The 17,245-nt window shown below is 43.5% G+C and carries 18 protein-coding genes; 10 read left to right on the top strand and 8 right to left on the bottom strand.

What is annotated here, in order from left to right:
- The first annotated feature begins 292 nt into the window (after positions 1-292).
- From FZC78_RS21625 to mnhG, 7 genes are read left to right on the top strand one after another with little or no spacing between them, the layout of a single operon-like run.
- The gene (locus FZC78_RS21625) at positions 293-2,683 is read left to right on the top strand and encodes a Na+/H+ antiporter subunit A (RefSeq protein ID WP_148942151.1); all 2,391 of its coding nucleotides are present in this window, start codon (positions 293-295) and stop codon (positions 2,681-2,683) included.
- On the top strand, positions 2,680-3,102 hold the full coding sequence (locus tag FZC78_RS21630) for a Na(+)/H(+) antiporter subunit B (RefSeq protein ID WP_148942152.1): 423 nt from the start codon (positions 2,680-2,682) through the stop codon (positions 3,100-3,102). Before FZC78_RS21625 ends, FZC78_RS21630 begins: the two co-directional genes overlap by 4 nt.
- On the top strand, positions 3,102-3,443 hold the full coding sequence (locus tag FZC78_RS21635; protein ID WP_148942153.1) for a Na(+)/H(+) antiporter subunit C: 342 nt from the start codon (positions 3,102-3,104) through the stop codon (positions 3,441-3,443). Before FZC78_RS21630 ends, FZC78_RS21635 begins: the two co-directional genes overlap by 1 nt.
- Positions 3,436-4,917 (top strand): Na+/H+ antiporter subunit D, encoded by a 1,482-nt coding sequence (locus FZC78_RS21640; RefSeq protein WP_148942154.1) that lies wholly within the window; start codon positions 3,436-3,438, stop codon positions 4,915-4,917. Before FZC78_RS21635 ends, FZC78_RS21640 begins: the two co-directional genes overlap by 8 nt.
- 6 nt (positions 4,918-4,923) lie before the next feature.
- Positions 4,924-5,400, top strand: coding sequence for a Na+/H+ antiporter subunit E (locus FZC78_RS21645; RefSeq protein ID WP_148942155.1), 477 nt, complete (start codon positions 4,924-4,926; stop codon positions 5,398-5,400).
- Positions 5,400-5,684, top strand: coding sequence for a Na(+)/H(+) antiporter subunit F1 (locus tag FZC78_RS21650; protein WP_148942156.1), 285 nt, complete (start codon positions 5,400-5,402; stop codon positions 5,682-5,684). The genes FZC78_RS21645 and FZC78_RS21650 overlap by 1 nt, the downstream gene beginning before the upstream one ends.
- Positions 5,668-6,027 (top strand): monovalent cation/H(+) antiporter subunit G, encoded by a 360-nt coding sequence (mnhG, locus tag FZC78_RS21655; protein WP_148942157.1) that lies wholly within the window; start codon positions 5,668-5,670, stop codon positions 6,025-6,027. Before FZC78_RS21650 ends, mnhG begins: the two co-directional genes overlap by 17 nt.
- Before the next feature lie 154 nt (positions 6,028-6,181).
- Here mnhG and FZC78_RS21660 read toward each other — a convergent pair whose 3' ends face one another.
- Complete coding sequence (locus FZC78_RS21660; protein ID WP_148942158.1) at positions 6,182-6,550, bottom strand: DUF2188 domain-containing protein; 369 nt, start codon at positions 6,548-6,550, stop codon at positions 6,182-6,184.
- Between the two features lie 116 nt (positions 6,551-6,666).
- Positions 6,667-7,056 (bottom strand): hotdog fold thioesterase, encoded by a 390-nt coding sequence (locus tag FZC78_RS21665; RefSeq protein ID WP_215727418.1) that lies wholly within the window; start codon positions 7,054-7,056, stop codon positions 6,667-6,669.
- Between the two features lie 259 nt (positions 7,057-7,315).
- On the opposite strand from FZC78_RS21665, the gene FZC78_RS21670 reads away from it, so the two are divergent.
- Positions 7,316-7,711: a hypothetical protein gene (locus FZC78_RS21670; RefSeq protein ID WP_148942160.1), complete on the top strand. Its 396-nt coding sequence runs from the start codon at positions 7,316-7,318 to the stop codon at positions 7,709-7,711.
- Positions 7,712-8,038: 327 nt separating this feature from the next.
- Here the strand turns inward: FZC78_RS21670 and FZC78_RS21675 are convergent, their stop codons facing one another.
- The 3 genes from FZC78_RS21675 to FZC78_RS21690 form a co-directional block, all read right to left on the bottom strand.
- Positions 8,039-8,299 carry a hypothetical protein gene (locus FZC78_RS21675; protein ID WP_148942161.1) on the bottom strand — a complete coding sequence of 87 codons (261 nt, stop codon included), beginning with the start codon at positions 8,297-8,299 and terminating at the stop codon, positions 8,039-8,041.
- Between the two features lie 460 nt (positions 8,300-8,759).
- Entirely contained in the window at positions 8,760-10,076 is a 1,317-nt protein-coding gene (locus tag FZC78_RS21680; protein ID WP_148942162.1) for a Na+/H+ antiporter family protein, read from the bottom strand.
- Positions 10,077-11,753: 1,677 nt separating this feature from the next.
- Entirely contained in the window at positions 11,754-13,259 is a 1,506-nt protein-coding gene (locus FZC78_RS21690) for a leucyl aminopeptidase (RefSeq protein WP_148942163.1), read from the bottom strand.
- Between the two features lie 188 nt (positions 13,260-13,447).
- Between FZC78_RS21690 and FZC78_RS21695 the strand changes: the two genes are divergently transcribed.
- Together FZC78_RS21695 and FZC78_RS21700 are read left to right on the top strand one after the other, a co-directional pair.
- A complete protein-coding gene (locus FZC78_RS21695; RefSeq protein ID WP_148942164.1) occupies positions 13,448-13,921 on the top strand; it encodes a divergent PAP2 family protein in 474 nt (157 codons plus the stop codon).
- A 14-nt stretch (positions 13,922-13,935) separates the two neighbouring features.
- A complete protein-coding gene (locus tag FZC78_RS21700) occupies positions 13,936-14,727 on the top strand; it encodes a cobalamin-binding protein (RefSeq protein WP_148942165.1) in 792 nt (263 codons plus the stop codon).
- A 39-nt stretch (positions 14,728-14,766) separates the two neighbouring features.
- Here FZC78_RS21700 and FZC78_RS21705 read toward each other — a convergent pair whose 3' ends face one another.
- The 3 genes from FZC78_RS21705 to FZC78_RS24655 all read right to left on the bottom strand — a co-directional run bounded on the left by FZC78_RS21705 (position 14,767) and on the right by FZC78_RS24655 (position 17,119).
- Positions 14,767-15,477 carry a 3D domain-containing protein gene (locus FZC78_RS21705; protein ID WP_148942166.1) on the bottom strand — a complete coding sequence of 237 codons (711 nt, stop codon included), beginning with the start codon at positions 15,475-15,477 and terminating at the stop codon, positions 14,767-14,769.
- A gap of 592 nt (positions 15,478-16,069) precedes the next feature.
- Positions 16,070-16,393 carry a YuiB family protein gene (locus FZC78_RS21710; RefSeq protein ID WP_148942167.1) on the bottom strand — a complete coding sequence of 108 codons (324 nt, stop codon included), beginning with the start codon at positions 16,391-16,393 and terminating at the stop codon, positions 16,070-16,072.
- A gap of 603 nt (positions 16,394-16,996) precedes the next feature.
- Positions 16,997-17,119, bottom strand: a complete 123-nt coding sequence (locus FZC78_RS24655; RefSeq protein WP_162785043.1) for a YuiA family protein — start codon at positions 17,117-17,119, stop codon at positions 16,997-16,999.
- Between the last annotated feature and the right edge of the window lie 126 nt (positions 17,120-17,245).

The following is a 17,245-nucleotide window of genomic DNA, read 5'->3' on the forward strand; positions in this document are numbered from 1 at the left end:
TAAATAGACATTTCAAAGGATATGAACTCTCATTGGAAACGCTCACAGAAACAGAATGATGATTTTCTTTTAAAAAATTTAGCCCTTGTTATGCCGTGTTTCTACATATTTAATATCAAATTTCACCTTTTAGTCCAGGCAGCCTTTCATAAATGCACACCTCATTTTTTTACGTTATAATTTCTCAAGAGGTTTCTTTAGGAACGCAGGACTGGTATGAGCAGAAATAAGTTTAAATACAAGGAAGATGATAAGGTTGAAGATAAATAAAATTTTATAAGGGGGTTTTTCGGTGACATTATTACACTGGGCAATTATATCACCTTTTTTAGCAGCTATTCTTGTGCCATTTTTGTATAAAAAGCTGCGTTCTATACATACCGGATGGTTTGTCCTCATACTTCCCGCAGTGCTGTTTCTCTACTTTTTCCAATTTATCAGAATAACGGCAGATGGAAATGCGATTAAGGAAACGGTTGAATGGATGCCGTCTTTCGGAATCAATTTCACAGCCTACGTAGATGGGTTAAGTTTACTTTTCGCACTGCTGATTACAGGGATCGGTGCTTTAGTTGTTCTGTATTCCATTTATTATTTGTCTAAGGAAAAGGAACAGCTTCACAATTTCTATGTTTATCTGCTTCTATTTATGGGAGCGATGCTGGGTGTTGTTCTTTCCGACAACCTGATTGTTCTTTATATGTTCTGGGAGTTCACTTCCATTTCGTCTTTCCTGCTGATCGGTTATTGGTACCATCGTGAACGCTCCCGCTACGGGGCGCAAAAGTCGATGCTTATCACAGTGTTCGGCGGCCTCTCCATGCTCGGAGGATTTCTGCTTCTTTATTTAATGTCTGGCACTTTCAGTATACGGGAACTCGTCGGAATGGCCGATGAACTCATTGCTGATCCTCTATTCCTTGCTGCCTTGATTCTTGTCCTTCTTGGAGCTTTTACAAAATCGGCGCAATTTCCGTTCCATATCTGGCTGCCGGATGCGATGGAAGCTCCGACACCAGTCAGTGCCTACCTTCACTCTGCAACAATGGTCAAGGCGGGTATTTATCTTGTTGCCCGCATGAGTCCTGTTTTCGCTGAATCGGGCGTTTGGCTGTGGCTCGTTGCCAGTTTTGGGATTTTCACTTTGTTCTGGGGCTCTTTTAATGCTGTAAAACATACAGACTTGAAGGCGATCCTTGCTTATTCGACCATCAGTCAGCTCGGTTTGATCATGTCGCTGCTTGGAATCGGAGCTGCTGCCCTGCATTCCGATCACCTTGATGAAAATATCTACGGTGTGGCGACAATGGCAGCGGTGTTCCACTTGATTAATCACGCGACCTTTAAAGGCAGCCTTTTCATGGTTGTCGGTATCATTGACCATGAGACGGGGTCCAGAGATATCCGCAAACTCGGCGGGCTCATGAACTTCATGCCTATCACATTTACCATAGCGGTGATCGGTGCCTTTTCAATGGCAGGCATTCCTCCATTCAACGGATTCCTGAGTAAAGAAATGTTCTTTACAGGCATGATACAGGTTCTTGAAATGGATATTTTCAATCTCCAAACATGGGGTATTTTGTTCCCTGTTCTGGCTTGGGTTGGAAGTGTATTTACGTTCATTTACAGTATGATTGTTGTCTTTAAACCATTTACTGGAAAGTATCAGCCGGAAAAGCTTGACAAGACGCCTCATGAGGCACCGCTTGGCATGCTGATTCCGCCTGTAATCCTGGCATCTCTTGTCATAGTGTTCGGATTCTTCCCGAATATTCTTACAAGGACGATGATTGACCCAGCAGTATCGGCGATCACCAACCTAACTGTCGAAGAAACAGATATTTACTTCTGGCATGGATTCACGATTGAATTATTCATGACACTGGGTGTGTTCCTGTTCGGTGTCCTTCTGTATACACAGCTTCCAAAGTGGATCAGCCTTTACAACAGAATGCCGGAAAGGCTGACATTGAACTCGTTTTATGACAATGGACTGCTAAATGGTGAAAGAGGAGCCTATAAATTGACAAGCTCCTATATGACCGGCTTCATCAGGAGTTATCTGGTCTATATATTTACCTTTTTAATCGGAATTTTGGTTGTCACACTGGTAGTCAAAGATGCATTTTCCGTGGACACCACCGAGCTGGCCTCCATCGGGGTTTATGAAATTTTGATTGCTCTGGTCATGGTGGTCAGTGCTGTAGCTATACTATTTGCCAAATCCCGTCTGACCTCGATCATTGCACTGGGGGCAGTTGGATATTCTGTTGCGTTGTTCTTCGTCCTTTTCCGCGCTCCGGATCTGGCTTTGACACAGCTTGTAATCGAAACTGTGTCTGTTGCTCTGTTCTTGCTATGCTTCTATCACCTGCCTCCTTTAAGCAGGCATGAAGAAAGAATGAGCTTTAAGCTTGGGAATGCATTGATTGCAATCGGGGTTGGGGTGGTTGTCACACTTATTACCATTGCTTCATACAGCAACAAGCTGTCCAGTTCCATTTCGGAATATTATATTGAAAATGTTTATGAAGAAGCTGCAGGAAAGAACATGGTTAACGTAATCCTCGTTGACTTCCGCGGATTTGATACGTTATTTGAAATCTGCGTCCTCGCTATTGCTGCATTAGGCATTTTCGCGATGATCAAATTGAGGATGACAAGGAGGAAAGAAGAATGAAAACCAATGATGTAATCCTCCAAACAGTTACCACAATCGTGAGCTTTATCATTATCTTGTTTTCAATCCAGCTTTTCTTTGCAGGCCATTATACTCCCGGAGGAGGGTTCATTGGCGGATTGATGACATCAGGCGCTTTGGTACTTCTGCTGCTTGCCTATGACATCAAAACCGTGAGAACCATCCTGCCTATCGATTATAAGCTGCTGACAGCCATAGGCTTGCTGCTCGCAGTCGGCACAGGAGCGGGGGCGTTATTATTTAATGTCCCATTCCTGACTCATGCCTACGATTACTTCCATCTCCCTTTGCTGGGAGAAACGTCATTGCATACCGCTGTGATTTTTGATACTGGTGTCTATTTTGTTGTTATCGGAATAACGATGACCATTATTCAAACGATTGGAGTGAGCGAATAATGGAAATTTTAATGGCCATAGTAGTTGGCATTCTATTTACATGTGCTGTTTATTTGATGCTCTCTAAAAGTTTGCTGCGAATCATTATCGGTACCGCACTGCTCAGCCATGGAGCCCATTTGCTGCTCCTTTCCATCAGCGGACTGAAAGCTGGGGCACCACCTCTGTTAGGTGAACATGCAGCAGATTATGCGGATCCTTTGCCGCAGGCGTTGATATTGACGGCAATCGTTATCAGTTTTGGTGTTACTTCCTTTTTCCTTGTACTTGCTTATCGCGCTTACCAGGAACTAGGAACTGATAATGTGGATCAAATGAGAGGAAACGAAGGAAATGATTAATTTACCGATTTTACCGATTTTAATTCCGTTATTTGCAGCGATTATACTCATGTTTTTTGGAAAGAACATCACCATGCAAAAATGGATCGGGGCCATTGCAACAGCAGGAACAGTTGCAGCTTCTATCATATTGGTGAATGTTGTGCATACAGAAGGAATCCAGACGGTCGACCTTGGAAGCTGGGAGGCTCCTTTCGGGATTACAATGGTCTCTGATATGCTGTCTGCCCTGCTTGTGACAACAACAAGCATCATTACGTTCTTTGTGCTTCTCTACTCTTTCCGTTCCATCGGGAAAGACAGAGAACGGTTTTACTTTTATCCTGTGGTCCAGTTTCTGCTGGTCGGAGTGAACGGAGCTTTCACAACAGGAGATATTTTCAACTTGTTCGTATTCTTTGAAGTCATGCTGATGTCCTCTTACGTTCTTCTCGTTTTGGGTGGGACAAAGGTTCAGCTTAGGGAATCTATCAAGTACATCCTGGTGAACATCATTTCATCTGCATTATTCGTTGTGATGGTCGCCTACTTGTACTCGGTGATCGGTTCCTTGAATATGGCCGATATCTCTGTGAAAATTGCAGAATTCGACCAGCCTGGGATTGTTACCGTCATTGCCGTAATGTTCCTGGTTGTCTATGGACTAAAAGGGGCCATTTTCCCATTGTACTTCTGGCTTCCCGGTTCGTATAATGCACCCCCTGCACCGGTTCTGGCCTTGTTTGGGGCATTATTGACCAAGGTTGGAGTCTATTCCATCATCAGGACGTATACACTTTTCTTCTATCATGATACTGGCTATACACACGCCATCCTGGGCTGGCTTGCCATTCTAACCATTGTGGCAGGCTGTATCGGCGCCATAGCTTATTGGGATGTTAAGAAGATCCTTATCTACAATATCATCATAGCTGTTGGTGTCATTCTCTTTGGAGTTGCCGTTATGTCTCCTGAATCTCTTGAAGGTTCCGTTTACTATTTGATTCACGACATGATCATTAAAGCGGCACTGTTCCTGCTGGTTGGTGTCATGATAGCCATAACCGGAACGAGCAACCTGCGGAAGATGGGCGGGCTAATAAAGGATTACCCATGGCTTGGATGGACATTCCTGATTGCGACACTGACACTTGCAGGTATCCCGCCATTCAGTGGATTCATCGGAAAGCTGCTGCTGGTAAGAGGCAGTTTTGCAGCAGAAGCTTACCTTGGCGGCGCCCTGATCTTGTTATCGAGCCTCTTTGTTCTTTATTCCGTGATTAAGATTTTCTTGAATGGAATCTGGGGAGTTCCTAAGCAATACAACGGAAAGAACAAGCACAATGCGTTCTATCTGTGGGGCTCCACCGTCTTCCTGGTCATCCTTGCTGTTGGCTACGGAGTGGGTGCTGAAGCTGTACGTCCACTCATTGCGCAAGCATCAGAGGCACTGTCAGATCCGGGAATCTATATACAAGCAGTACTAAAGGAGTAATGTAGAATGGCCTTTCAAATATTATTGAATTTCTTTCTAGCTTTTGTCTGGATGTTTTTGACAGTATCCTTTACATCAAAGTCCTTTGTCATCGGATATATTCTTGGCTTGATCATCACGTTTGCCTTCAGGAGGTTCTTTAACTCAAGATTTTATATGGAACGGGTACTCGCGGTCATCAGCTTGATCCTATTGTTTTTAAAAGAACTGATTCTCTCTAATATCTCAGTTTTAAAGACTCTACTTAAACCAAAGCTGGATATTAAACCAGGGATCTTCGCATTACCGACGGATCTCACAAAAAATTGGGAAATCACGCTGCTGGCCAATTTGATCACTCTTACACCGGGAACACTGGTTGTGGATATCTCTTTTGATAACAAGATTCTCTACATCCATACTCTTGATATCCCCGATGTGGACGAAGCCATTGACGATATCAAGAATACATTCGAAAAAGCAATCATGGAGGTGAGCCGCTGATGCTTCATACAATCATACAGATTTCCTTGCTCGCCGTTTCCATTTCCATGGTTGGACTTGTTTATCGAGTCATCGTCGGCCCAACAACACCAGACAGAGTCGTTGCTTTGGATGCACTGGGAATCAACTTGATCGCCATCATTGCCTTGGTGTCCATGGTATTGCGGTCCCACTCTTTTCTTGAGGTTATCCTGCTTCTTGGGATACTGGCCTTCATCGGGACAGTGGCCTTCTCCAAATTTTTAGAGAAAGGGGAGATCATCGAGCATGACCGAAGTAATTAGATTCATCATTGGATTTTTCTTAGTTGTTGGATCATTCCTTACCCTGGTCACCGCTTTCGGCTTGATCCGGCTTCCGGATGTTTATACACGGAACCATGCGGCATCTAAAAGTGCTACCCTTGGAGTAATGTGTATCCTGCTTGCCACCTTCCTTTTCTTCTATATGGAAGAAGGGCATTTCAACTCCAGGCTGATCCTGGGAATCATCTTTATCTTTATCACTGCCCCTGTTGCCGGGCATTTAATTTCACGGGCTGCCTATAACAGCGGCGTTCCGCTTTGGGAAAAAAGTGTACGGGACGATTTAAAAGGAAAGCAGAAATACGAAGATAGAAATATGTAGGTGTAAAACTAAAATCAAGCAGCATGGAAAGGGGTTTCCCCTCTTTTCATCACTGCTTGATTTTTTTGTTGAAATAAAGAATCTTTTACCAAAACGAAAAACTCATTTAAAAAGGGCTGTAGAACTATTAACCATGTTCTGCAGCCCTTCTTAATCAGTTGTCATATAATGTGTCAGAAACATCGCCATCCGACTTGTGGACGACAAGGATGCCGTCATGATCATTTACATAAGGCTTGGCTTTTTCAAGTAAATCTTCTTTCGTGTCTTCTGTATAAATCGACTTTCCGCTGCCATCCTTCTTCAATTCCCATCCATCTCCATTGGATTGAACGTGGAACTTTGGTTTGTCTTCAGAATCGCCATCGACATATTTTTCGGCTCGATCTGTTGCAATGGCAATGGCTCTTCCATCTTCATATCCTTCACGAAGCAAGGCATTGCCTATTTCAATCGCCTTATTTCTGACATCCGCCGAAAGATTTTTCCATGAAGCCGGATAATCACTCTTTGACCAAGGCATGCAATCATCTCCTCATAACGTATTTTTATTAAATTTCCCCGTTCTTGAGAAGGTAAACATGCTCTACAAATACTAAGGCGGTGAAAGAAACCCTCCCCTTCACCGCACTAAAGTGTTTATTTTTTTGGCACAACCGCCATTGTACAACGTGATACGCAAATCAGGTTGTCCTCTTCGTCTGTAATTCGGATATCCCAAACCATCGTGCTTTTTCCTTGATGAATCACTTCAGCGGTTGCTGTCACAATTCCATCTTTCTTCGCCCTGATATGGTTGGCATTGATTTCCAAGCCAAAGCAGATTTCTTTTTCCAGATCAATCAGTTCTACTGCCCCTACGCTGGCAACCGTCTCGGCCAACGCTACCGAAGCACCTCCGTGCAGGTACCCGAAAGGCTGCCTTGTTCTTTCATCCACAGGCATAGTCGCCACCACTTTGCCTTTACCTAGTTCAATAAATTCCATTCCCAATGCACTAATCAGTGTATTTTTGTTATTCAAGATCATCACCCCTGCAAATTCTTTGTTTAAGCTACCTTTCTCTACTTCTATATAAAAATCCTCTTTTATCACTGGATTCTTTAAAATTTGATATCCGAAATTCAATTACCTTGAGCGGGAAACTTTCTAACCAGGCATCTAAGCCTCCTAATATAAGAGCTCAAAGCATACAGTCAAAATATCAAGCATATAGATTTTTAAGGAATCAGGAAATGTCTGTAAAAATCTTCACCTGCCCGTACACAGTTTAGGAAGGAGGCAGCAAATGAATAGATTTCATCCATTCTATACTCCCATACAACGCCCGCAAACGCCGAAATGGCCGCCTGTTAATCCCTATTATGCAGTGCACCGCCAACCCGTCCAGTATCCGCCTGTACAGCCTGAGCAATTCATGGATTCTGCCGGGAAGATGATACCTCTCCTTGACGATGCCAAAGTGATTATGAACAGGGTATCTCAATCAAAAGATTTTTCAGAGAAGCTGATGGATGCAGCTCAGAAATCAAACATGGGAGAACTTAATCGCCTTATAAAGAGTACCGGGGTTAAACATACGCCAGGCATTAAATTTGATCCAGATGGGTTCACCCTTATATTCAGCAACAAGACAGCCAACATCGACTGCTGTCATTTGACGATAATCCTCAGATGGAAATAAAAAGAGGCAGGGTCCTTTCAGCACCTGCCAGTAAATATTCCAAATATAAACCGTCTATAGTTTTGTTCTCTTTTCATTACGAGGCTTCAGATTCAGAACCGCTTCTTAATAATTTTTAAGACTCTTTTCGTAAACTTTGTTGCTGTTTGACACTGATTTCGAAAATTACGGAGATGAAATCTGGTAGCACCGAAAAGACAAGCGCTGCTCTTCCCTGCTTAGAGTTAAAACTCTTAGTATCCGGGGATAGCCGAAAGCAACAATATATACGAAAACAGCCATTTTTAAAAAGGAGCCGCTCTATATCCAGAGCAGCTCCTTCTCATATTAATAAGGGTATCCTCCTGGACCGCCGTACCCTGGGGCTCCATACCCCGGGTAACCATATCCGGGATAGCCGCCTCCTGGGCCGCCGTATCCGTATCCATAGCCATACCCGTAAGATGGCGGTCTGTAATAACGGGGTCTAACAAGTGCACCGCCCAGCACACCGCCTAACACCCCTCCAAGGAAAGGAAGGCCGAACCCCCATCCGAACCGGCTCTGTCCAAAATGCTGGTTCCTCGGTTGAAATCTTGGATGCATCATAATTGAAAACCTCCTCATCTATTTAAGGCTTCATTATCTATGTATGCAAACATGATCCCATCCGCATGGGCTTACTGGGGATAAATCTTTTTTCAGGTCCTAGAAAAGCAAGCTTTATGGAGATTGGCTGGGGCGGCTGGGCTTTCAGGGAACAGTGAGTTCTAGTTAAGCTCTGGATATTGGACCGCAAACCTGCTTTTATGGGCCATTGAGATTGAATATCGGACCGCGAACCTCTTTTACGAGCCATTGAGATTAAGAACGGCTTTGGATATTGGGTCGCAAACCGCTTATACGGGGCCGTTGAGATTGAAATTGGCTCTGGATATCGGGCCGTAAATCCTTTAATATAAGAAATTCTTAACTGGTTCGCATGACTTTAAAACATAACAAAAGACCCATCAACAGACAGGTCTTTTATCTAAACTATAGCGGAAACCCTCTCAAGGCATCTAGTTTCCTATAAGATTACTGCGGCAATCCAGCCGAACAAAATCATTGGAATATTAAAGTGCAGGAATGTCGGTACACAGGTATCCCAGATGTGGTTATGCTGCCCGTCTGCGTTTAACCCTGCAGTTGGCCCAAGGGTTGAATCCGATGCAGGTGATCCTGCATCTCCCAGCGCACCGGCAGTACCTACTAATGCAATCGTAGCAAGCGGACTGAAACCGAGCTCTAATGCGAGCGGTACAAAAATCGCCGCTATGATAGGGAKAGTTGCAAAAGAAGAACCGATCCCCATTGTAACAAGCAAACCGACAATCAACATCAGCAAGGCAGCGAGGGCTTGATTACCTCCGATGATATCCGTTGTTGCTTCTACAAGTGTATCTACGTGGCCAGTGGATTGAACAACTGCTGCAAAACCGTTTGCGGCAATCATGACAAACCCGATGAATGCCATCATTTTCATCCCTTCAGTAAGGACACCATCCGCATCCTTCCACTTTACAGAACCTGAAGCATACAGAATGGCAATACCCGCCAATGCACCAAAAATCATGGAATCTAATGCCAGCTGCACATACAAAGCAGCCACAATCGAAATGAGTGCAAACACAATGGCCTTATTAGAGTAGGTTGTTGTGTCTTCAGTTTTCGTTTCGGCCACTCTCTTATATTCTCTTGGCTTTCTATAACTAAAGAATACGGCTGTCAATAAACCGGCGACAAGGCCTGCTGTTGGCAAAAGCATTGCTTTCGGAATATCAGCCATTGAGATGGCAAGACCGCTCGCCTCCATGTTCTGGGCAATGATTTCATGGAACATGAACCCAAATCCATTCGGCAGCAAGATGTACGGTGCTGTCAGTCCAAACGTCAGGACCGATGCTATCATTCTTCGGTCTATTTCAAGCTCTGTCATCACTTTCAGTAATGGCGGTATCAAGATCGGTATGAAGGCTATGTGTATTGGAATCAGGTTCTGTGAAAAACAAGCCATTATTAATATAGAAAAAACAATTAGAGCTTTAGATAAGGCTTTTTTTCTAGAATCCTTCTCTTTGCCTACCAAGCGGATAACAAAGTCGACGAGCAGGTTCGGAATGCCTGTGTAGGAGATTGCGACAGCAAATCCTCCAAGCAATGCATAACTGATCGCAATGTTCGCGCCTCCTCCTAATCCATCTGTAAATACGCTGACTGTTTCATTTATCCCCAAACCGCCTGTCATTCCTCCAGCAAGTGCTCCGGCAACCAATGCGAACACGACATTCACACGGAGCAAGCTGAGGATCAGCATGACCAGGACAGCCACGATGACTGCATTCATGTTGAAAATCTCCTTTCATTTGATGTTTTTAATTTTTTCACTTTAAGAATAATATCGCCATGCGCTTTAACACGCTAAATCGGTAGAGAACTAAAATACTTTTATTAATCTATCAGAGAGAGTCATAGCTGTCAATGCTTTAGTCTGGTAAATTACTAAAATACCCTGCTCCAATATTTTCTATCATTTCGCTGCTTCTGTCTTTTTGAATGCCCGCTAAGATAAGCGGAGATTTTCTGTTTAAACGCAGAATTTAACTCAGTTTAGAAGATATAGAGGAAAATTTTTCTCTTAAGATGAAGTATGAAAAGCGATTTGGGGTGAATAAGGGAAGATTTTTCCCTTAAGCAAGGCAAAATGGTTCATTTGTCCAGTTTTATAGTGAATAGCGGAAACTATTTCCTCTATTTACGCTATTTTTGGGTCTATTTCTTAAATAAGGGAACTCTCTTCCCTTATTTATCTAAGTTTTAAGTTTACCGATAGTCCCGACAGGCAAATATTTCGGTGGTACGGGACCCCCAGCTGGATTCACTAATTTTTTCTCTGAATTTCTATAGATAATTATTTTTGAAAAGGCTGTTTTCGCAAAGATTGTGGCTGCTTTAGAAGAAATGGATTTCCGCTCCAGGCGGGCGGTGAGCCTCCTCGGCTTCATAAAAAGCGGAAGCGGCCGTTCAGCGACGTACAGATTTTAGGGCTCTCGTATGAGATAAAGGAATCACGAAGAGCGACAGCGATTCGATGATGACTTATCTTTATAAAGTGGAAAGGCCCCGCTCAGCGGCGTACGGACTGGACTGACTCCGCATGAGATAAAGGAAACACAACGAACATAGTGAGTTGATGTTGACTTATCGCAAGGAGGAGGCAGGGAAGTACGCTAGCCGCCTTAGGCCTTGCAGCTAGATTAGCAAGGAGAGAGACCGAAATCTGCTAGTCGCTGGCCGCTGGAGCTAGATTCGCCTGTATAAAAAGTGGAAGCGCCCTGATCAGCCCCGACAGGCAAATGTTCTCAAGAGAAAAAAAGGCGCTTTTCCCTTTTATTCTCTTGAGGTTATTTGACCTCGAGGGGCTGGGTGCTGGAACTAGATTGGGGGTCTCCCCTGTCTGCAAAAGTGGAAGCGCCCTGGTCAGCCCCGACAGGCAAATGTTCCTAAGAGAAAAAAAGGCGGTTTTCCTTTTATTCTCTTGAGGTTATTTGACCCCGGGGGGCTGGGCGCTGGAACTAGACGACCGCTAGTCCCGCAGGAGATCGTACGCCTGCAGCGAAGATCCTCCTACGTAAAGGAGGATGAAGGTAAAATGGCATTGAATCACAAATTAATTAGAAAAAACCTAGACGGTATTTCGTATTTAATTTTGCTTTTGGTAGAATTACACTCCGGATACTAAGATTTTTCTCTTTAAAAACAGGGGAGCAGTTCATTACTTTTGGCTAACCAAAATATAATGCGTAATCTTATGAAGATGATATAAAATAGCAACAAAGTTTACGAAAAGAGCCTTTTTCACTGTAAAGTTTATGTGATTTGGGTTGCAATACCTCTCAAGTAAACCGTTAAAAATCCGCAATCTTTAAACCCATGAGGAGTATTTACTCAACTGCTCATCAAACATTTCTTTTCAGAGCCACAAAAAAAGCCTGTCCCCTAAGAGACAAGCATTCTATACCAATTATTTTTCTGCAGGCTCAAATCGTTCAACAAGCAGAGCGAGCGTACGCGCCATGGAACCTGTTGCACCAGCCGGTCCGAGGTTGTGGTCGGACTTCGAAGTGGCCGTTCCCGCGATATCCAGGTGGACCCAAGGAGTGCCTTCAGCGAATTCCCCTACAAAAGCACCAGCCATGATAGCATGTCCTTCGCGGCCAGGAGAGTTATTCAAATCAGCGATCTTGCTGCCTCTGACCCTCTTCTTATCATTTTCCGTATAAGGAAGGCGCCAGATGAACTCTCCGGCTTCTGATGATGCTTCCAATACTTGTTCGAAAAGGTCTTCATCATTAGTCATCGCACCCGTTTTGTCGGTTCCAAGAGCTACAATGACGCCGCCTGTCAATGTTGCAACATCAATCAGATAGTTCGCTCCATGATGCTTGGCATACGTCATACCGTCTGCAAGGGCAAGGCGTCCTTCAGCATCTGTGTTCAGGACTTCAATGGTCTTGCCGCTCATTGCCGTAATGACATCGTCCGGCTTGAAGGCATTTCCGCTTACCATGTTATCTGTGGAAGGAATGACAGCCACAACGTTTTGTTCCGGCTTCAATTCACCGATGATTTCCATTGCACCTAGAACAGCAGCCGCGCCTCCCATGTCGGTTTTCATGCCGACAATGCCGTCTTTCGGCTTAAGGGAATAGCCGCCTGTATCGAAGGTAATCCCTTTTCCTACAAGGCCGATAACATCATCCCATTGGTCTCTTCCCTGATATTTCAGGACGATCATTTTCGGAGGCTCTACAGAACCTTGATTGACTGCCAGCAAGGCACCCATTCCGAGCTTTTCCATTTCTTCCTTCTCAAGGATTTCCACTTCAAACTCGTACTTCTTCCCGATTTCAGCCGCATAGTCTGCAAGCTTTGTTGCTGTGATGATATTTCCCGGTGCATTGACCAATGCACGGGCTGAATTTGTTCCTCTTCCATGTGCATAACCAACTTGAAGGGCGGCCTCGATCTCAGCACTGTCACCTTTTGAAAAGGCAGTCAGGTTTTTAATGAATGTTTCCGGGATATTCCCCTTGTGTTTATACCCTGGGAATCTGTATGTCGCCATCGTAAACGCTTCGCTGACAGCATGGGCAATGTCAGAAGCATCAAGCTGTTCGGTCTTGAATGTGTCCACTGCAACTGCGAAAGAAGAAATTTTCATTTCCTGGATCGCTTTTGAAGCAGCGCCGATTGCTTCTCTCAGTTCGTCGAAGGAAAGCTCTTTCGCTTTTCCCAGCCCTACAAACACAAGACGCTTTGCAGGAATCTTACCGAAAGTATGTACCTTTGAAACCGTGTTCAGCTTAGAAGAGAGGTCTCCGGATTTTACTAACTCCGTTAACTGTCCTTCAAACTTTTCATCCAATTCGGCAAGCTCTCCTGTAAATTCAGGGGCATTGAATAGACCGACAAGGATGCATTCCTGTTCATTGTTTAAAAAACCATTATTATCAACTGTAAATTTCATTTAAAAGCACCTCCGATTTTATTATATATAAATTTTCGGTATATTTCGAATGAGAGGGACCATCAGGACCGAATATATACGGGATTTCTTTTTCCATGATTTTCTATGGTATAATTGGGAATACATTTTATAAGTCAGAACGGGAATATAACTACTATTATCATAGGAAAGGATGTTTTTAGACAGCAATGGAATTACTTACAAACTTCCCATTTTGGGCCGCATTATTCGGTATCTTTTTCGCCCAGTTCATTAAAGTACCCATTCAATTCATGGCAACAAAGAAAATCGATTGGTCACTGCTCACCTCGACCGGCGGAATGCCAAGCTCCCATTCTGCAGCTGTTACGGCACTGTCTACTGGTGTTGCTCTTGAAACAGGCCTTGACTCTCCTATATTCGCTGTATCCGCCATCTTTGCCATTATTACAATGTTCGATGCAACCGGGGTCAGGCGCCAGGCTGGGGAACAGGCGATTGTCCTGAACCAATTGGTTGGCGACTTCCAGAAGTTTGTAGGCGAAGCAAAAGGCTGGCAGAAGAAACCTGAAGAGGTAAAGCGGAAAGAACTGAAAGAACTTCTTGGACACAAGCCGATTGAAGTCTTCTTCGGCGGTCTATCCGGCATCCTGTTGACGCTGGTTATTTATTACACGCTGTAAAAGGGGGAACTGTTATGAGAATCGTATCAATTTGCCCCAGCAATACCGAAGTCGTTGACTACTTGGGGCTGACTTCTTTCCTGGTCGGGGTCGATGATTTTTCCGATTTTCCGGAAGAAGTCAACACTCTTCCAAAATTGGGCCCGGACCTCAGCATTAATATGGATAAGGTCGAGGAACTTCAGCCTGATTTAATCCTTGCTTCTCTCAGTGTACCCGGTATGGAAAAAAATATTGAGGAACTGAAAAAGCGAAGCTTGCCTTATATTGTGACAGATCCTCAAAGCTTTGATGATATTGCCGATGATTTGCTGACAGTTGGAAAGGCCTGCGGGATTGAAACTAAGGCCAAAGAAATGCGAAAAGAGTTCAGGGAGAAAATTACTCTTTTAGAAGAAGCAGCTCGCATAACGGATTCTGCTCCAGAGCTGTATTGGGAATGGTGGCCCAAACCTGTTTTTACCCCAGGGAGAATAAACTGGCTGACAGAATTAAGCGTGCTGGCGGGTGCAAGAAATATTTATAGAGATGTAGAACTTTCCAGCATCCAGACGGATTGGGCAGATGTTCACAGCAGAAACCCTGATTACATATGTCTCGCCTGGGTAGGCGTAAGGCGTGAAAAAGTCAATCCGGCTGTCGTCAAAAAGAGAGCCGGATGGGATACCCTTCAGGCAGTTGCGGAGGACAGAATCCTAGTGCTTCAAGAGGAATTGTACTGCCGGCCCTCCCCTCGGCTGCTGGAAGGTGCATTGAAGCTCGGTCATATTCTGCATCCTGATCAGTACTCCCATATTAAATTTTAATGCAAAAAGAGGAAGAGCCGCGGCCCTTCCTCTTTCTTATTATTCTTGGGTTTTCTGAATATACTGCTGTCTGAAAACCTGCATGCTCTCATTCTCATTCAGGGCTGTCAGCTCTTCCTCAGTCAGCTTGCCTGTACCCTTCGTAACAACATAGACATCAAGGTCCTTCTTGCCCCAATTCTCGTATACTTCATCAACGGTATTGTAATATAAATCAAGCTTATGCCCTTTAATGGCACTCCCCGTATCCGCTACAACACCATATCCGTAATCCGGGATGAAAAGAATGGTTCCTACCGGAAACACATCCGGATCAGCGGCAACCGTTGAATACAAATCTCTTTTCACTTTCACACCTGAATATGTAATACCGTATGCCGGATCATCCGGAAGCTTACCTGTTGATTCAATCCCAGCTGTATATCCTGTCGCCGTAACAGTCGATTTTGGGTACTGAGACCAATCAACAGCTTCTTCAAGCGGCCTTGGCTTCGCAACTACCGGTTCTGAAGCTGATATTAATGTGGTAAGGCTTTTTGCCCTTTTAAATAACTTTTCTTTTAATGATAAAGTTTTATATGAATGCTCTTTCAAAACGCTTTCTGCTTTTTCTGCGCCTGTTTGTTCTGACAGCCAGCCGGAAAATGTCTCAGCCTTTACTCCAGAAATAGATTGGAATGTGACTAGCAAAGCTGCTGTAAACAATAGAGCCATAACCAGCCTCTTAGACCATTTTTTTAATATGTTCATGTAAGAATCACTCCTCCCATCACTATTACTTTCCCAAAAGAAAAGAATATATTCAGGAATTAGTTAAAAAGTCTAATAGTTTCAACTTTCTGAATAGGAGCGTAACTAAAAAAAGGGAAAAAAGACATTAGTTTTTGGGGGAAGTGATAGTTCTGAAGGCTTGCCGTTGTCAGGTTTTACAAAGCTGACCCAAGAAAAACAAGTTACTATTAATGAAGCGGCAATATGGATGTTTACGACTGTAAACTCTGGTGTATTTATTTGAAATTTATATTAAATAGCCAAAAAGAGGAATATTGGCAGTAACTTCTACGCAGCTACCTACCCCTGTGTCTTAGCATAAGGCTATTTTCTACAAGGTTGTTGCTTCGGAGACTATTTCAGCCTACTTCCCTATTACACAGAAGGATCTTCGCTGCAGGCGGACGACCTCCTGCGGGACTAGCGGTCGTCTAGTTCCAGCGCCTTGCCCCTCGGGGTCGTCTGCCTGGAGTGGAAATGCAATTCATTTAAACAGCCACAACTTCGCAAAAACAGCCTTTTGAAATGAGGAATAAAAAAACCCTTTGCCTATGAGCAAAGAGTTTTGAAATTAAAACATTTGATAGCCTTTTTTTCTAAGTATCCTCATGGTGATCCCCGATACAATCGCACCGGCGAGTCCACAAGAAAGAATAAGTACATCCACTGCAGTAAGTGCTCCGAATTTTGTCCCCAGTGCAGAAAATGATTCTCCTGCGTTTCTGAAATATTCTATGAATCTTACCTCATCCACAATAAAAATGGTGATAAGAGGATAGATGACCGCCATAATCCATGTCATTCTCAGCAGCATGTTCAGCAAGAAACCGATGCCAAAGAACAAAACAAAAAATAATAACATTGATATAATTACAACCGGAATTCCCATTTGCATTCCTGAAGCACCTCCATTGACACTAAAGTTTAGTTTACTCAATGTTTAATCTACCGTCAATAAACATTGGGACGAATTGAAGGTTCTTCACAAAATGAACATATTTTCACCCTGGGAACGGTGAACACTTTAAGACTTTGCCTAGAAGAGTGCTGCGTAGAAAGCCAGTTATTTTTCCTTCCCATTTTATATGAGGGGTGCACGGTGCAGTGAAAGTTCTGCGTTGCCATGGGGGGGAGTGCGGCAGCTAATACGTTATTTTAAATAATAGAGGGAATAATTCCCCTTATTTTAATTACAGCGTCTGAAATTGCTAAAATAGAGGGATAAATTCCCCTTATCAACCTTAAAACTCTAAAATATAAGAACTTTTCTTAATATAAAGGGAATAATTTCCCTTATTCAGCCTTAAATGAGCTTTAAATCTATACTTAAAGGGAAAATCTCCCCTTATTTTTACCGCTGACTACACAAAGGAAATGACATTCGTTTGACTCCCTCATCTACAAATGGGACCTTTAAGAACCAAAAACAGCATTTAACAAAAACAAAAAAGCCAGCCAATGGCCAGCCCCTAATATAGATAATAAGTGCACTTATTTATTATTTTTTACCGCTGCCGCTGCAGCATGGACATGTCTCAGAGCCGCCAAGAACGAGTTGGAAATACCCTTTACCTGAGCAATAATCACACTTCTTTGATGCCGTTTCAATCGCTGATCTCATCGTCCTTATCTCCCCTTTTTTCAAAAGTTTTTGGTGATTTCTGATAATATAACACCAATTTTTTTTTTAGAAAAGGGACAAAAACACGCGTGTACAGCCATGAAAGCGAATACATCATCTTGTTTC

The sequence above is a fragment of the Rossellomorea vietnamensis genome (assembly GCF_008180415.1).
GTDB lineage: Bacteria > Bacillota > Bacilli > Bacillales > Bacillaceae_B > Rossellomorea > Rossellomorea vietnamensis_C.

What these genes read in the sequence shown, in the direction of transcription:
- FZC78_RS21630 (WP_148942152.1), top strand. Translation starts at nt 2,680, where the DNA reads ATGAAAACCAATGATGTAATCCTCCAAACAGTTACCACAATCGTGAGC.
- FZC78_RS21635 (WP_148942153.1), top strand. Translation starts at nt 3,102, where the DNA reads ATGGAAATTTTAATGGCCATAGTAGTTGGCATTCTATTTACATGTGCT.
- FZC78_RS21640 (WP_148942154.1), top strand. Translation starts at nt 3,436, where the DNA reads ATGATTAATTTACCGATTTTACCGATTTTAATTCCGTTATTTGCAGCG.
- FZC78_RS21645 (WP_148942155.1), top strand. Translation starts at nt 4,924, where the DNA reads ATGGCCTTTCAAATATTATTGAATTTCTTTCTAGCTTTTGTCTGGATG.
- FZC78_RS21650 (WP_148942156.1), top strand. Translation starts at nt 5,400, where the DNA reads ATGCTTCATACAATCATACAGATTTCCTTGCTCGCCGTTTCCATTTCC.
- mnhG (WP_148942157.1), top strand. Translation starts at nt 5,668, where the DNA reads ATGACCGAAGTAATTAGATTCATCATTGGATTTTTCTTAGTTGTTGGA.
- FZC78_RS21660 (WP_148942158.1), bottom strand. Translation starts at nt 6,550, where the DNA reads ATGCCTTGGTCAAAGAGTGATTATCCGGCTTCATGGAAAAATCTTTCG.
- FZC78_RS21665 (WP_215727418.1), bottom strand. Translation starts at nt 7,056, where the DNA reads ATGATCTTGAATAACAAAAATACACTGATTAGTGCATTGGGAATGGAA.
- FZC78_RS21670 (WP_148942160.1), top strand. Translation starts at nt 7,316, where the DNA reads ATGAATAGATTTCATCCATTCTATACTCCCATACAACGCCCGCAAACG.
- FZC78_RS21675 (WP_148942161.1), bottom strand. Translation starts at nt 8,299, where the DNA reads ATGATGCATCCAAGATTTCAACCGAGGAACCAGCATTTTGGACAGAGC.
- FZC78_RS21690 (WP_148942163.1), bottom strand. Translation starts at nt 13,259, where the DNA reads ATGAAATTTACAGTTGATAATAATGGTTTTTTAAACAATGAACAGGAA.
- FZC78_RS21695 (WP_148942164.1), top strand. Translation starts at nt 13,448, where the DNA reads ATGGAATTACTTACAAACTTCCCATTTTGGGCCGCATTATTCGGTATC.
- FZC78_RS21700 (WP_148942165.1), top strand. Translation starts at nt 13,936, where the DNA reads ATGAGAATCGTATCAATTTGCCCCAGCAATACCGAAGTCGTTGACTAC.
- FZC78_RS21705 (WP_148942166.1), bottom strand. Translation starts at nt 15,477, where the DNA reads ATGAACATATTAAAAAAATGGTCTAAGAGGCTGGTTATGGCTCTATTG.
- FZC78_RS21710 (WP_148942167.1), bottom strand. Translation starts at nt 16,393, where the DNA reads ATGCAAATGGGAATTCCGGTTGTAATTATATCAATGTTATTATTTTTT.
- FZC78_RS24655 (WP_162785043.1), bottom strand. Translation starts at nt 17,119, where the DNA reads ATGAGATCAGCGATTGAAACGGCATCAAAGAAGTGTGATTATTGCTCA.